13 protein-coding genes are annotated in these 12,895 nt (G+C 69.9%); 6 read left to right on the plus strand and 7 right to left on the minus strand.

Annotated elements, in window-relative coordinates; all coding sequences use genetic code 11:
* Nucleotides 1-59: 59 nt before the first annotated feature.
* From IEY89_RS23160 to IEY89_RS23170, 3 genes are all read right to left on the minus strand, one after another.
* The gene (locus IEY89_RS23160) at nt 60-824 is read right to left on the minus strand and encodes a TIGR03943 family putative permease subunit (RefSeq protein ID WP_425579460.1); all 765 of its coding nucleotides are present in this window, start codon (nt 822-824) and stop codon (nt 60-62) included.
* Entirely contained in the window at nt 812-1,807 is a 996-nt protein-coding gene (locus IEY89_RS23165; protein ID WP_189149510.1) for a permease, read from the minus strand. Before IEY89_RS23165 ends, IEY89_RS23160 begins: the two co-directional genes overlap by 13 nt.
* 145 nt (nt 1,808-1,952) lie before the next feature.
* Nucleotides 1,953-3,296: a helix-turn-helix domain-containing protein gene (locus tag IEY89_RS23170; RefSeq protein WP_189149395.1), complete on the minus strand. Its 1,344-nt coding sequence runs from the start codon at nt 3,294-3,296 to the stop codon at nt 1,953-1,955.
* Between the two features lie 111 nt (nt 3,297-3,407).
* Between IEY89_RS23170 and IEY89_RS23175 the strand changes: the two genes are divergently transcribed.
* Entirely contained in the window at nt 3,408-3,548 is a 141-nt protein-coding gene (locus IEY89_RS23175; protein ID WP_189149396.1) for a hypothetical protein, read from the plus strand.
* Between the two features lie 31 nt (nt 3,549-3,579).
* On the opposite strand, the gene IEY89_RS23180 is transcribed toward IEY89_RS23175, so the two are convergent.
* Together IEY89_RS23180 and IEY89_RS23185 are read right to left on the minus strand one after the other, a co-directional pair.
* A complete protein-coding gene (locus IEY89_RS23180) occupies nt 3,580-4,143 on the minus strand; it encodes a Uma2 family endonuclease (RefSeq protein WP_189149397.1) in 564 nt (187 codons plus the stop codon).
* Between the two features lie 76 nt (nt 4,144-4,219).
* Entirely contained in the window at nt 4,220-5,710 is a 1,491-nt protein-coding gene (locus IEY89_RS23185; protein WP_189149398.1) for an NCS1 family nucleobase:cation symporter-1, read from the minus strand.
* Between the two features lie 275 nt (nt 5,711-5,985).
* Between IEY89_RS23185 and IEY89_RS23190 the strand changes: the two genes are divergently transcribed.
* Nucleotides 5,986-7,236 carry a glycosyltransferase gene (locus IEY89_RS23190; protein ID WP_189149399.1) on the plus strand — a complete coding sequence of 417 codons (1,251 nt, stop codon included), beginning with the start codon at nt 5,986-5,988 and terminating at the stop codon, nt 7,234-7,236.
* A 4-nt stretch (nt 7,237-7,240) separates the two neighbouring features.
* A complete protein-coding gene (gene helR / locus IEY89_RS23195) occupies nt 7,241-9,496 on the plus strand; it encodes an RNA polymerase recycling motor ATPase HelR (RefSeq protein WP_229695381.1) in 2,256 nt (751 codons plus the stop codon).
* Here helR and IEY89_RS23200 read toward each other — a convergent pair.
* Together IEY89_RS23200 and IEY89_RS23205 are read right to left on the minus strand one after the other, a co-directional pair.
* Nucleotides 9,480-9,749: a DUF397 domain-containing protein gene (locus IEY89_RS23200; RefSeq protein ID WP_189149400.1), complete on the minus strand. Its 270-nt coding sequence runs from the start codon at nt 9,747-9,749 to the stop codon at nt 9,480-9,482. The two genes, helR and IEY89_RS23200, sit on opposite strands and share 17 nt — an antisense overlap.
* Entirely contained in the window at nt 9,709-10,557 is an 849-nt protein-coding gene (locus IEY89_RS23205) for a helix-turn-helix domain-containing protein (RefSeq protein ID WP_189149401.1), read from the minus strand. The genes IEY89_RS23200 and IEY89_RS23205 overlap by 41 nt, the downstream gene beginning before the upstream one ends.
* A 152-nt stretch (nt 10,558-10,709) precedes the next feature.
* Here IEY89_RS23205 and IEY89_RS23210 point away from each other — a divergent pair, with 152 nt between their 5' ends.
* From IEY89_RS23210 to IEY89_RS23220, 3 genes are all read left to right on the plus strand, one after another.
* The gene (locus tag IEY89_RS23210) at nt 10,710-11,090 is read left to right on the plus strand and encodes an ATP-binding protein (RefSeq protein WP_189149402.1); all 381 of its coding nucleotides are present in this window, start codon (nt 10,710-10,712) and stop codon (nt 11,088-11,090) included.
* 57 nt (nt 11,091-11,147) lie between these two features.
* The gene (locus IEY89_RS23215; RefSeq protein ID WP_189149403.1) at nt 11,148-11,483 is read left to right on the plus strand and encodes a DUF6401 family natural product biosynthesis protein; all 336 of its coding nucleotides are present in this window, start codon (nt 11,148-11,150) and stop codon (nt 11,481-11,483) included.
* Nucleotides 11,484-11,678: 195 nt separating this feature from the next.
* The gene (locus tag IEY89_RS23220; RefSeq protein WP_229695382.1) at nt 11,679-12,860 is read left to right on the plus strand and encodes a glycoside hydrolase family 64 protein; all 1,182 of its coding nucleotides are present in this window, start codon (nt 11,679-11,681) and stop codon (nt 12,858-12,860) included.
* Nucleotides 12,861-12,895 lie beyond the last annotated feature (35 nt).

The raw sequence follows: 12,895 nt of genomic DNA on the forward strand, positions 1-12,895 counted from the left end.
TTTCACCACCGCCGAGTTCCCGTCGGCGGAAGCCGGCGGCGGTCGGTTCCGGGCCGGCTTCACCTCTTCTCGTACGGATTCGACGGCTCCGCGATCTTCCGCACGGACCCCGCGTCCAGCACCGGCGGCCAAGCCGCGTCCGAGCCCGGCTTTCCCTTGGGCACCCAGGTTCCGGTGACGGTGACCCAGGTGTCGGTGACCGGGGCGTCGGCGTCGCGTATCTCGACTTTGCTCGTCGATGCGTCGGCCGCGCAGCAGGAGACGAGGAGACGGGTGACGTACCAGGCGCCGTCGTCCCCGTGGGTGACGAAGCCGGTCAGGCGGACGGTACGGCCCTTGAGGGACCGCCCGCTGTCGAAGACCGCGCGCGAGCTGAACTCGCCGACCGTCAGCTCCAGCGGATTCCCGGCGGGCAGCGCGCGGAACGTACCCACGCCCTGCGCGGCCCGCTGAGCCGCCTCCCGGTCCGCGCTGTACGAGCCCAGGGCGGGCGGCGGGAAGAGGAGCAGCGCGAGGGCGGGAAGTGTGAGCAGCCAGGCGACCCGGGGCCCATGCCCATGCCCATGACGGTCACCGTGGTCGTACCCATGACTTTCACCGGGGGCGTTCCCATGGTCATCGGGGTCGTCCTCGCCCCGTCGCGCCACGGCGGCCACCACCCCCAGCAGCACCAGTACCACCCCGGACACCACCAGGTACGGCCGCAGCCCCACCTGCACGTATCGCAGATACAGCTCGCTGAACAGCGCGATGCGCAACACCGCCCCGCCCGTCAGCAGCAACAGCACAGCGGGCCCGTACCGCCCCCGCCTCACAGCAGCCACCACCCGACGGCCACGCTGCTCGTCACCGCCACCACCCACGTCACCGACGAGAAGCGGACGGCGAAGGACCGGCCGAAGGTGCCCGCCTGGAGGGCGATCAGCTTCAGGTCGACCATCGGGCCGACCACCATGAAGGCGAGCCGGGCCGTGGGGGAGAAGCCGCTGAGCGAGGCGGCCACGAAGGCGTCCGCCTCGCTGCACACGCACAGCACGACCGCCAGTACGGCGAGCAGCAGCACGGACAGCCACGCCGAGCCGGTGAACACGTCGAGCACCGACCTCGGTACGACGATGTTGAAGGTGGCCGCCGCCCCCGCCCCCAGCACCAGGAAGCCGCCCGCGTGCAGGAAGTCGTGCTGGAGCCCGGCCAGGAACCCGCGCCAGCCGGAGGCCGAGGACGACGACGGTCCGTTCGCCGACGTGGGCTTCCGCAGCCACTCCTCCCGCCCGAACCGTGCCCACAGCCAGCCCATGACCACCGCCGTGGCCAGGGAGGCCATCAGCCGCCCGAGCACCATGTTCGGCTGGCCGGGGAAGGCGATGGAGGTGGCCACCAGCACCACGGGATTGATCGCGGGAGCGGAGAGCAGGAACGCGAGCGCCGCGGCCGGGGCCACTCCCCTCCGCATCAGGCTCCCCGCCACCGGCACGGACGCACACTCGCACCCGGGGAGGACGACCCCCGCCGCGCCCGCGATCGGGACGGCGAGCGCCTGACTGCGCGGTAGCAGCCGGGTGAACACCTTCTCCGGTACGAACGCCCCGATCGCCGCCGACACCACCGTGCCCAGCAGCAGAAACGGCACCCCTTGCACCACGACCGCCGTGAACACCGTCCACCAGGCGGCCACGGCGGGCGTGTACAGGTCCAGGGCGAGGGTCGGGCCGAGTACGGAGGCGACGGTGGCGATGGCGATCAGCGCGACGCCACCGACGACGGCGTACACGAACGCGCGTACGGCGGCCCGCAGCCGGTCGGCCACGCTCCGCACCCCACCGCCGTATGCGCCGTACTCTCCGCCGTACCTTCCGCCGTGCTCACTGTCCACGCGCTCGTACCGTCCCGGTCACATGTCCACAGGTCCGGCCGCAGGCTATGCGCGCGTACTGTGCGCTGCCCCCGATTCGTCAAAGAGGGGGCTGTGCGGGCGCCGGACCGAGCGTGGTGGTCCCAGGGGCCGTACGATGCCCCAGCCCCGTCCGGTACGCGTCGAGCGCGGCCTCCACCCGGCCCGTCCGGCGCAGCAGATCGCCGAGCAGGCGGCACAGGTCGGCGAGGTCTCCGGCGGCACCCGCGCGCTCCAGGACGCTGAGGGCGCGGACGTAGTGCTCCTCCGCCCGGTCCGTGTCGCGGGCGTCCTCGGCGATGATGCCGAGCAGCCGGTGGGCGGCGGCCGAGTGGACGGCACCGCGCTCCGAGGACAGATCCCCGAGCACGTCGTGCAGCAGCGCCGACGCCTCGTCCGACTTGCCGCGCCGGTGCAGTACGTCGGCCAGTTCGACCGTGACCTGGCTGCTGTAGAGGGCGGCGCGCTTGGCGGACAGCATGGCGTGCGCCTCCCGCAACTCGGCTTCGGCGAGGGCGAGTTCGTTCTGCTGGGCGTACAGGTAGCCGCGCATCCAGTGGCAGTTGGCCAGTTCGGTACGGATCTGCAGCTGCCGGTACAGTTCGGCGGCCTTCGCCAGCGAGGCGTCGGCCTCCGCGTACCGTCCCTCGGCGAGCATCGTCCGGGCCACCTGCCGGTGCATCCGGGCGACCAGCGCGGGATCGCGCACCTGCGGGGCGAGGGCGAGGGCGAGTTCGGCCGCCTGGGCCGCCCGCGCGTGGGCGCCCATGTCCATGTAGGGGGCGATGGAACTGGCGTAGAGGGGGAGAAGCGCGTCCGGGTCGTGCAGCCCGCTACGGTTCAGCTCGTCGATCGTGGACTCGAGAAGGTATACGGAGTAACGGAGTTCACCGGCGAGATAGTGCGCGACGGCCCGCCCGCGCAGGGCGGGGACCCGGCCGGTCAGGGGCTCGTCGGCCAGACACCGCTCGGCGAGCTCGAAGTGCTCCTGGGCGGCGGCGAGATCGCCGTTCTCCACCCCGCACTCGCCGAGCCCGAGCAGCGCGGCGGCCTCCTCCGCGAGGAGCCCGAGCCGCGCGGCCTCCTCCCGCAGCTCCCCGTACCGCTTGGCCGCCGCCTCGGTCTCGCCGGTGGCCAGAGTGCGCTGGGCGTCGGTGAGGCGCAGCCGTAGGTTGGTGGCCAGGTGGGCGGGCCGCCCGGTCACCACCTCCTCGTACGCCACCCCGAGCCGCTCGGCGATGTGCCGCAGTGCCTCGTCGGAGGCACGCACACGGCCCGCCTCCAGGGTGGAGATGTAGGCGGGGGTGTAGGCGGGCTCCGCCAGCTGCCGCTGTGTCAGCCCCTGCTCGATACGCAGCCGTTGCACCCTGCGCCCGATGACTTCCGGGTCGTCCCGCTCAGCCATCGCCCAACTCCCCTGTGCCTACTTGCTGTTGAGGTCCGTCAGCCTCTACGTTAAGCCACGGATTAAACGCGCTTAATACATCGCTGTTATCGCTGTTGTTGCGAGGTTGCCGTGCTCTCACACACCAGAGCGATCTGCGCGGCGATCGTCGCCGCCGCCACACTCATCATCGCGGCGAACACCGGCCCGGCACGGGCAGCGGAGCCGCGCCCTGCCGGGCCACTGAGCCAGGAACTGGCGCAGGCCGGGTAGGGCGCGGGGGCGGGGGCCGACGCCCCCGTGATCAGAATCCGGCCGCGTCCAGCTCGAACCCCAGGGGCTCGGGAAGCGGCACGTCAAGACCCCACTTGTACCTCGCGCTGCAACCGTACGCGTCGTCCGACGGCTCGAAGTGCACGACCACCTCACCCTTCTCCCCGTCGATCAGGAGACAGACGGGAATGCCCGCACGGGCGTACCCACAGGGCTTCTTCCTTCGGTCGCGCTCGGCGGTACCGGCGGAGGCGACCTCTGCGACGAGGAGCACGGCGGAGGGGTTCTGCCACACGTCCTCGTTGGCGAAGCTGCTCTTGGGCGCGACGGTCAGATCCGGAAGGACATGGCCCGCGCCGGGGACACCCAGGACCTCGGGGATCTTCAGGCCGATGCCCGTGCAGGGACGCAGGGACAGGTCGTTCCGGCGGTCCATGACCTGCCCGGCGAGTTCCGACACGATCTCCGCGTGCTCCCCGTTCCCGGGCGGCGACACGCAGATCTCCCTCTCGACGAGTTCCACGCGCCACCCCTCAGGAGCAGCCGCGCTGAACGACTCGAAGGCCTGCCCTACGCCCGACTCCGCCGTCGCCATGACATGCCTCCTTCGCCCTCGCTCAGCGCGACTGTCCCAGAGGTGACCGGCGCCCCGGAAACGGAATCCGGAACCGTCACTCGGACGAGCGCGAACCCACCAGCCGGCTCTTCCCGCCGCTCACCCCGAAGTAGATCGTCCCGGCGACCAGCACCCCGATGAACCACGAGTACGGGCCCAGCGCGGCCCCGTATCCCGAGGGTCCGTACGTCGGGAGGATGCTGGAGAAGAGCGCGCCGACCGCCGCCGCCGCGAAGGCGCGGATGTTCCAGCCGCCCTGGAAGCGGAACTCGCCGTCCTCCTTGTAGAGGTCGGGGACGTTCAACTGGGCCTTGCGGATGAGGTAGTAGTCGACGACCACCACGCCGAAGATCGGGCCCATGGTCGAGCCGATGGCGTTGACGAAGCTCGGGGCGTTGTCCCAGGGGTGGAGGGGATAGAGGAGCAGCGCGATGACCGCCGCGATCAGGCCGCCCCGCTTGAACGAGATGTGCTTCGGGGCCACGTTGGCGAAGTCGAAGGCCGGGCTGACGAAGTTGGCGACGACGTTGATGCCGAGGGTCGCGACCGCGAACGTGAGGGCGGCGAGCAGGACCAGGAACGCGCTGTCGAACTTCGCCGAGATCTCCGCCGGTTCGAGGATGACCTCGCCGTACACCTTGCTGGCTGAGGCAGTTGTCAGCGCCGCCACCAGCGAGAACAGGATCAGGTTGACCGGCAGACCCCAGACGTTGCCCTTCTTCAGGGTCTTCTCGTCCGGGGTGAAGCGGGCGAAGTCACCGAAGTTCAGGAACAGCGCGGCGAAGTACGTCACCCAGGTCGCCGCGATGGCCGCTATCGCGGCGAACGACCCCGGCGTCACGTCCAGCCCTGTCGCGTTCTTCGCCAGCGCCGCCAGGTCCTTGGCCGGCATGTCGATGGAGAGGGACAGCGTGCCCGCCTTCACCGACAGGCCCACCGCCAGCACCAGCATCATCAGCCAGACCGCCGGACCCGCGAAGTCCTGGAACCGGCGGACCGTCTCCATCCCCTTGCTGATGATCAGCAGTTGGGCCGCCCAGACGACGAGGTAGCAGATGACCTCCAGCCCGGTGTGGTCGAACAGCCGGCTCGTCTCGTGCAGGTTCTTCGGGCCGTCGTAGCGGATCAGGAAGGCCACGATCGCGCCCGCCGCCGCGCTGGTCTGGGCGCCGTACCAGAACGTGGCGACCACGGCCCTGACCAGTGCCGGAACGTTCGCGCCGAACGTGCCGAAGGAAGCGCGGGCCAGGACGGGGTACGGGACGCCCGTGCGCACGCCCGCCTTCCCGATCAGCGTCATCAGGTAGTAGATGATCAGCGATCCGACGCCGATGCCGATCAGGAACTTGAAGGTGTTGCCGGCGACCAGGAACAGGCTGGCGGCGAGGAAGTAGCCGTACAGACTGTGTACGTCCGAGGTCCACACGTTGAAGATGCTGAACGCGCCCCACTTGCGCTCAGTGGCCGGGGCGAGGTCCTCGTTGTAGAGGCGGGGGGAGTAGCCCTCCCCGTCCGTGATCTCCGTGTCTCTGACCGTGTCCGTCATCGCGTTCTCTTCCTGCGCGGGTCGCCACGATGGCGCCGGATGGCGTAAGAGAACGGGTCGGATGTTTCTCCCAAATGCCGCACACGTAACCGGCCTGTCAATGGAATTTCTCTTCCATTGCGGGCTGGTGGGGGCGGGAAAACGCAAAGGCAAGGAGTCGTGAACCCCTTGCCTTATTCAATGTATAGCGCACCGGGGGGCTTGCGGCAAGACCCCCCGGGTGCCGCAGAATCTCCCGCCTGAGCCGGAAATTCGCGGAAACGGGGAGTCTCGAAGTGCGTGTTCTGTTGTCGACCTACGGGTCGCGCGGGGATGTCCAGCCGATGGCCGCCCTCGCGGTGGCGTTGCGGGAACTCGGTGCCGAGGTGCGGGTGTGCGCGCCCTCGGACGAGGAGTTCGCGAAGCTGCTCGCCGGGGTCGGCGTGGAGTTCGTGCCGGCCGCCGAGCCGGTGCGCACGGTGGTGACCAAGGCGGTGCCGATGACACCGGAGGCCCTGCCGCAGCGCGCCGCCGCGTTGACCGCCGCGCAGTACGAGGCGCTCGTGACGGCGGCCGGGGGATGCGACGCGGTGGTGGCGACCGGGCTCGTCCCGGCGGTGGGCGCCGCCCGGTCGGTGGCCGAGAAGCTGGGCATCCCCTTCCGCTACGTCGCCTGCTTCCCGACCATGCTGCCGTCGCCCCACCACAGGCCGCACGCGCTGCCGGGGCGGCCGTTCCCGCCGGACGAGACCGACAACCGGGTGCTGTGGGATCTGACCGCCGAGAGCTTCGACGTCCTGTACGGGCCGGGGATCAACACCCACCGGATGTCGATCGGCCAGACGGTCGTGGAGGACACCCTCCGCCATGTCCTCACCGACCGGCCGTTGCTGGCGGCGGACCCGGTCCTGGGCCCCTGGCCGAAGTCCCCTGCGGACGCAGCCAAGTTGAACGTCGTACAGACCGGCGCGTGGATCCTGCCCGACGAACGGCCCCTGTCCGCCGACCTGTTGGCGTTCCTGGAGGCCGGTGAACCGCCCGTGTACGTGGGCTTCGGCAGCATGCCCATGCGGGAGTCGGCGGACGTCGCCCAGGTGTCCGCCCGGGCGGTACGCGCGCAGGGGCGGCGCGTACTCGTCGGGCGGGGCTGGGCCGACCTCGCCCTGATCGACGACCAGGACGACTGCCTCGCCGTCGGCGACGTCAACCACCAGGCGCTGTTCCCCCGGGTGGCCGCCGTCGTGCATCACGGCGGCGCGGGTACGACGACGACCGCCGCCCGGGCCGGAGCGCCCCAGGTGGTCGTACCGCAGCTCGTGGACCAGCCCTACTGGGCAGCCCGGGTCGCCGAGTTGGGCATCGGCGCGGCGCACGACGGCCCGACGCCGACCTTCGAGTCACTGTCCGCCGCGCTCGGCATCGCCCTGGCCCCGGAGACCCACGCGCGGGCCACCGCCCTCGCCGCCACGATCCGCACCGACGGCGCGACGGTCGCCGCGAAGCTCCTGCTCGACACGATCGGCCGAGACACCTCGGATCGGAGCTGACGCCATGCACTCCCAGAGCACCACCAGGAACACCATCACGTCCACGACCAGGAGCGCCACCACGTCCACCGCCAGGTCCACCACCAGCGCTTTCGCTCTCCCCGACCGTCTCTCCCGCAAGGCCGACCCGAAGCTGATCGCCCGTGACGAGCGGCACTTCGCCGCCGTCGCGGAGTGTCTGGAGCAGTCGATCGCCGAACTGTCCGACCGTCTCGACACCGAGCGCAGGGCACCCGGCGGCACCGGCCGCGACGCGATGGACCGGGACACCGAGATCCACCGCCTGACCTCTCGCCTGCGCGCGCTGCGCCGCTTCGGCCTCGACCTGTGTCTCGGCCACATGGTCAGCGCGGACGACCCCGAGCAGGCCGTGTACGTCGGACGGCTCGGCCTCACCGACTCCACGGGCCGTCGGCTGCTGCTCGACTGGCGCTCCCCCGCCGCCGAGCCGTTCTTCGGCGCCACCCACGGCAACCCCATGGGCCTGGCCGGCCGCCGCCGGTACCGCTGGACCGACGGCCGGATCAGCGACTACTGGGACGAGGTGTTCGCCTCGGACGGGTTCGACGGGCACGCCGCCGCCCTCGACGACCAGTCCGCGTTCATCGCCAGCCTGGGCGGCAACCGTTCGCCGCGCATGCGGGACGTGCTCGGCACCATCCAGGCCGACCAGGACGCCATCATCCGCGCCGGTTCGCGCGGCGCGCTCGTCGTGGACGGCGGTCCTGGTACCGGCAAGACCGTCGTCGCCCTGCACCGCTCCGCCTACCTTCTCTACGCCGACCCGCGCCTCGGTCACCGCCGTGGCGGCGTCCTGTTCGTCGGCCCGCACCGGCCCTACCTGGCGTACGTCGCCGATGTCCTGCCCAGTCTCGGCGAGGAGGGTGTGCAGACCTGCACCCTGCGGGACCTCGTCGACGAGGGCGCGTCGGCGGCGGTCGAGGCCGACCCGGACGTGGCCCGTCTGAAGTCGTCCGCGGACCTGGTGAAGGCGGTGGAGAAGGCCGTCGCGTTCTACGAGGAGCCACCCACCCAGGGTCTGACGGTCACCACCCCCTGGTCCGACGTCCGGCTGACCGCCGGCGACTGGGCCGTGGCCTTCGAAGCGGCACCCGGCGTGCCGCACAACGAGGCCCGCGACCAGGTCTGGGAGGAACTCCTCACGATCCTCGCGGAGAAGCACGACAGCGGCGACCACGACGGCGACCACGGTGTCTCACCCGCCCAGCTGCGCAAGTCGCTCGCGCAGGACCGGGAGTTGGTCACCGCCTTCAACCGCGCGTGGCCGCTGCTCGAAGCGGCCGACCTGGTCGGAGACCTGTGGTCCGTGCCCGCCTACCTGCGGATGTGCGCGCCCTGGCTGAGCCCCGACGAGGTACGGAAGCTGCAGCGCGCGAACGCCCACGCCTGGACCGTGTCCGATCTGCCGATCCTGGACGCGGCACGCCAGCGCCTCGGCGACCCGGAGGCGGCCCGGCGAAAGCGTCGGCACGAGAGTGTCCTCGCGGCCCAGCGGGAGCGGATGACCCAGGTCGTCGACAACCTGATCGACGCCGCGTCCGCCTCCGGCGCGGACGGTGACGAGGGCGTGGGTCTGGTGCGCATGCTGCGCGGCCAGGACGCCAGGGTCAGCCTGGTCGACGAGTCCGAACTGGCCGTCACGGACCCGGACCTGCTCGCCGGTCCGTTCGCGCACATCGTCGTGGACGAGGCCCAGGAACTGACCGACGCGGAGTGGCAGATGCTGCTGTTGCGGTGCCCGTCCCGGAGTTTCACCATCGTCGGGGACCGCGCCCAGGCCCGGCACGGGTTCACGGAGTCGTGGGAGGAACGGCTGGAGCGGATCGGGCTCGACCGCGTCACCCTGGCCTCCCTCAGCATCAACTACCGCACGCCGGAGGAGATCATGGCGGAGGCCGAGCCGGTCATCCGGGCGGCCCTCCCCGACGCCAACGTGCCGACCTCGATCCGCAGCGGCGGGGTTCCTGTTGTCCACGGTTCGGTGTCCGAGCTGGACGCGCTCCTGGACACCTGGCTCGCCTCACACGCCGACGGCATCGCCTGCGTCATCGGGGACCCCGGGTTCACGGCGACGACGTCACGCGTCCGGTCGTTGACCCCGTCACTGTCGAAGGGCCTCGAATTCGACCTGGTGGTCGTCGTCGACCCCGAGAAGTTCGGCGAGGGGATCGAGGGGGCGGTCGATCGCTATGTCGCGATGACCCGGGCGACCCAGCAACTCGTCATCCTGACCAGCTGACGAACGCGACGAAGGCCTCCGGCGTGAGCGTGAGAGCGCCCAGGTCGGGGGCCTTTGAGTCGCGGATCGCGATGTGGGGGGCGGAAGGGGTTACGGCTACTTCGACACACTCGCCACCGGTGTCGCCGCTGTACGAGGACTTGCGCCAGGCTGCGGTGCCAAGCGGCGCACATTCGACGCACTGCCCGCCCGTGTCGCCGCTGTAGCTGGACTTACGCCACCGCGCGGCCGACAGGTTCTGGTTGATGCCCATACCGTTCCTCCACTACGCGCGCGATCAGCGCCGCCGAGTCGCCAACCGAGAGGGCGGCAGCCTTCAGTTGATCGTAACGGAGGGAGCCTTCCCTGAACTTGCTCGGATCGGCGGTCATGTGACCCTGGACGAAGTCTTCCGTGTAGACCAGATCCGGATCGCTGTCGAAGCGCAGCAGGTTGAACGCGCCCATCATTCCCGGGTGTTGGCCCGCGCCGAAGGGCAGCACCTGAATCTGCGTCCACCCGTCGGCCGAGAAGTCCAACAGGTGGGCCAGTTGTTCTCGCATGACCTCCTGGCCACCGACCGCCTGGTATAGCACCGCCTCGCTCAGCACCACCCACGCCAGCGGCGGCTCCTGCCGCGCCAGGATGCGCTGCCGGTCCAGCCGCGCGGCCACCCTCGCATCGAGATCGTCACCACCTCGGACCCCCAGCACCGCGCGCGCATACGCCTCCGTTTGCAGAAGGCCGTCGATCAACTGAGCCTGGTACGAAGAAATATAGGTGGCCCTCGCCTCCATCTCCGCGTACGCCTGAAACCACGATGGCAGTTGGCTGCGCAGCACCAACCCCACCAACCGCGAGAACTCCCCGTCCGTTCCCAGCGCAGCGTCCACCCGCTCCGCGAACTCCCTGGTGGGAACCTTCCTCGCCGTCTCGACCTGGCCCACCAGGGACCCCGTACAGAAGATGCACGCACCCAACTCCCCCTGGGTGAGGCCCGCTTCCTCTCTCTTCCTGCGCAGCTCGAAGCCGAAGTAGTCCAGCGGAGACGCACTGGGGTCGAGTTCGCGGATGTTGGGCACGGCGGGCCACCCCCAAGCTGACGCTTCGCGTCGTTGGTTTCACGAGGTAGCCCAGCGTAACCAGACCACCTCACTCTGGTGACGTGAATCACGCAACTGACGCAATTGACGCAACCGACCTGGACGAAAGCCCACTTGGGCCGAGGTACGGCATGAACTTCACCCTCGGTGACCACTCGGCCCGGCACCTGCGGTGCATCCTGCGGGCGTATCTCGCCGCCTGGGGCATGTCCGACCTCGCCGACTCCGCCACCCTCGCCCTGACCGAGCTGGTGTCGAACGTCGTACGGCATGTCCCCGACCGGCGGGCCACCGTACTGATGCTGCGGCGGCCCGGCGGGGTCCTCGTCGAGGTCACCGACACGGAACCGCGGGGTCCGGAGCTTTCCACAGCTGTGGACGAAGAAGGCGGGCGCGGACTGCTGATCGTCCAGGCCGTCACCGACCGCTGGGGCTGGTACAGCCTGCCCACGCATCCCACACGTACCGGAAAGACCGTCTGGTTCGAGTGCGAGAGCAAGGAGCCGGTGTGACGGAAACCATGACATACACCCCTCCAACCTCCCCCTCCTCCCCCATACCGTGGAGCGATGTCCCCCTTGGCCAGGATCAGCAGCGCGTTCGCGCCCCGTTTCGCGGAGTTCGCGTTCGAGCCCGCCTTCACGGCCGCCGTGGACCAGCACGTCGCCGAGATAAGAGAGCGGCTGGAGGCGGGCGGCGGCCCCGGGCTCGTCCCCCGGCAGCCGCACCGCGAACACCTCGCCGACTACGCCCTCGGGTTCCTCGACGCGCTCGACGAACTCGACTGGCGCGAACCCGTCGGGCACGACTACGCGGTGTGCCGCCTCACCGCCATCAGCTGGCTGGTGGAACGGCACAGCCTCCTTGAGGAGAACCCGGAGAACCCGGAGAACACCGGAGGCTAGGGCGCCGAGAGCTACGGCGCGGGATCCGACGGCCCCACCATCGCCCTCAAGAAACTCCTCTTGGTCTAGACCTTGACGTGTTCCGCTCACGGGAGCAGCCTGAGAGCGCTCTCAAGCGAGCGCCAGGCAAGCGACACGAGGAGGACGAGCGTGTTTGCCATACGAAAAGTACGGAAGGTGCGAAAAGTACGGAAGGTGCTGGTATCCCTGGTCGCCGCCGCGGCCGTCGCCACGGGGCTCACGGTCGCGGGGCCGGTGTCGTCCCGCGCCGAAGCCGCGGTGCCCACCACCATCCCGCTGGAGTTCAGGAACAACTCCGGGCGCGGTGACCAGATCTACGTCTACAACATCGGGACCCTGCTCTCGACCGGTCAGCAGGGCTGGGCAGACGCGAACGGCACGTTCCACGCCTGGCCCGCCGGTGGCAACCCGCCGAGTCCGGCACCCGACGCGTCCATCGCCGGACCGGCCAACGGGCAGTCGATGACGCTCCGGATGCCGAAGTTCTCCGGCCGGGTCTACTTCTCGTACGGCCAGAAGCTCGTGTTCAAGCTGACCACCGGCGGTCTCGTGCAGCCCGCCGTGCAGAACCCCTCCGACCCCAACGCGAACATCCTCTTCAACTGGACCGAGTACACGCTGAACGATGCCGGGCTGTGGATCAACAGCACGCAGGTGGACATGTTCTCGGCCCCGTACGCGGTCGGCGTCAAGAACACCTCGGGCGCCGTCAAGAACACCGGGCACCTGAAGGCGGGCGGCTACGCCGGGTTCTTCAACTCACTGAAGGCACAGCCCGGCGGCTGGGCCAACCTCATCCGCACCCGGTCCGACGGCACGATCCTGCGCGCCCTCTCGCCCGGCCACGGCATCGGGTCCGGCGTCCTGCCGAGCACCGTCATGGACGACTACGTCAACCGCGTGTGGAGCAAGTACGCCACCTCCACACTCACGGTGACACCGTTCGCGGACCAGCCCGCCACCAGGTACTACGGCAGGGTCTCCGGCAACGTCATGAACTTCACCAACAGTGCCGGCGCGGTCGTCACCACCTTCCAGAAGCCGGACGCCGACAGCGTCTTCGGCTGCCACAAGTTCCTGGACGCGCCGAACGACCAGGTGCGCGGCCCGATCTCCCGTACCCTGTGCGCCGGCTACAACCGCTCCACCCTCCTGACCAACTCCAGTCAGCCCGACGCGAGTTCGGCCGGTTTCTACCAGGACGCGGTGACCAACCACTACGCCCGGAAGATCCACGCCCAGATGGCCGACGGCAAGGCGTACGCCTTCGCCTTCGACGACGTCGGCCACCACGAGTCGCTCGTCCACGACGGCTCCCCGCAGACGGCTTACATCACGCTCGACCCGTTCAACTGACGCACACGCGGCGGTACTCCACCTCCGGCACATAC

Source organism: Streptomyces lacrimifluminis (assembly GCF_014646095.1).
In the GTDB taxonomy this organism is placed as follows: domain Bacteria; phylum Actinomycetota; class Actinomycetes; order Streptomycetales; family Streptomycetaceae; genus Streptomyces; species Streptomyces lacrimifluminis.